Source organism: Streptomyces glaucescens, from assembly GCF_002154375.1.
Classification (GTDB): Bacteria; Actinomycetota; Actinomycetes; order Streptomycetales; family Streptomycetaceae; genus Streptomyces; species Streptomyces glaucescens.
Window position 1 is genome coordinate 1 of sequence record NZ_MUND01001028.1, and the last position, 1,613, is coordinate 1,613.

Here is a 1,613-nt window from a genome sequence, read left to right on the forward strand (position 1 = left end):
ACCTCCGCGGAGGTGGTGCAGCGCAGTCATGGGGCGGCGGACGAGGTGACCGTCGGGGATGTGCACCTGCCGGGGATCGTGGGCTGGGCGCTGGCCGGGGACCGGGACGCGGATGACGCGGAGATGCTGCGGTTGCTGGAGCCGTACGCGGGGCAGCGGCACCGGGCGGCGCGGTTGATCCTGCTGAGCGGGAGGGTGCCGGCCCGGCGGGTGCCGAAGATGCCCTTGTGGGACATCGGGCGGTTGTGAGGTCTCGTTCGTCCGGTGCGCGGTGTCGGGGCCGGGCGGGGTGAGGCGCGCCACCCGGCGGTGCGGGTGCCTCCCCCGAGCCCTTCGAGCGGGGGGTACCCCAGCGCCCACCCGTGCCGTGCCGCCCCTGGGGTCCCCCGGCCCTTGAGGTACGGGGGGAGGCACGGCAGTCCGCGGCTGGGCAGGCAGCGGCCGGCGGCACCCCCGCCTTACTGGTCCGACGAGAAGCGGACCGCGCCCGCCGGGATCCGGGCGTCGCACCAGATGCGCATGCCGTCGCGGAGTTCGTTGTCGGCGCCGATGACCGCGCCGTCGCCGATGACCGTGCCGGTGAGGACGGAACGTTCGCCCACGCGGGCGCGGGTGCCGATGAGGGAGTCGGTGATGACCGCGCCGGGTTCTATGACGGCGCCGGGGAGGATCGTCGAGCCGAAGACGCGCGCGCCCTCCGCCACGAAGGCGCCCTCGCCGACGACCGTGCCGCCCGCCAGCTTCGCGTCCGGCGCGACTCTCGCCGTCGGGAGGACGAGCCGGTCGCCGCAGCGGCCGGGCACCGCCGGGGACGGGGCGCGGCCGAGGACGAGGTCGGCCGAGCCGCGCACGAACGCCGCGGGGGTGCCGAGGTCCAGCCAGTAGGTGGAGTCGACCATGCCCTGCAGGTGGGCGCCGGCCGCGAGGAGGCCGGGGAAGGTCTCGCGTTCGACGGAGACCGGCCTGCCCGCCGGTATCGTGTCGATCACCGAGCGGCGGAAGACGTACGCCCCCGCGTTGATCTGGTCGGTGACGATCTCCTCCGGTGTCTGCGGCTTCTCCAGGAAGGCCCGCACCCGGCCGGTCTCGTCCGTCGGGACCAGGCCGTACGCCCTCGGGTCCGTCACCTTCGTCAGGTGGAGGGAGACGTCGGCGCCCGTCGTCCGGTGGGTGCGGACCAGGGCCCGGATGTCCAGGCCGGTCAGGATGTCGCCGTTGAAGACCAGGACCGGGTCGTCGGGGCCCGAGTGCAGCCGCGACGCCACGTTGCGGATCGCGCCGCCCGTGCCGAGCGGTTCCTCCTCCGTGACGTACTCGATGTGCAGCCCGAGGGCCGAGCCGTCGCCGAAGTACGGCTCGAACACCTCCGCCAGGTAGGACGTCGCGAGCACGATGTGCTCGACCCCCGCCGCCCGCGCCCGCGCCAGCTGGTGCGTGAGGAACGGCACGCCCGCCGCCCTCACCATGGGCTTGGGCGTGTGCACCGTGAGCGGGCGCAGCCGGGTGCCCTTGCCGCCGACCAGGAGGATCGCTTCTGTCACCTGTCGTCTCTGCTTCCTGCCGGGACCGGCCGAACAGACAGTTCGGCCGGTCCCGGCAGGAAGCAGAGACGA

General features: G+C 74.2%; 1 protein-coding gene and 1 pseudogene. One reads left to right on the forward strand and one right to left on the reverse strand.

All coding sequences use genetic code 11. The features are described from left to right. Window positions 1-249 (forward strand): annotated as a pseudogene (locus tag CCN42_RS40330) (DNA-3-methyladenine glycosylase 2 family protein); the annotation flags it as partial. Between the two features lie 209 nt (window positions 250-458). Here CCN42_RS40330 and manB read toward each other — a convergent pair. Next, window positions 459-1,541: a mannose-1-phosphate guanylyltransferase gene (gene manB, locus CCN42_RS40335; protein WP_086742049.1), complete on the reverse strand. Its 1,083-nt coding sequence runs from the start codon at window positions 1,539-1,541 to the stop codon at window positions 459-461. Window positions 1,542-1,613: the final 72 nt, after the last annotated feature.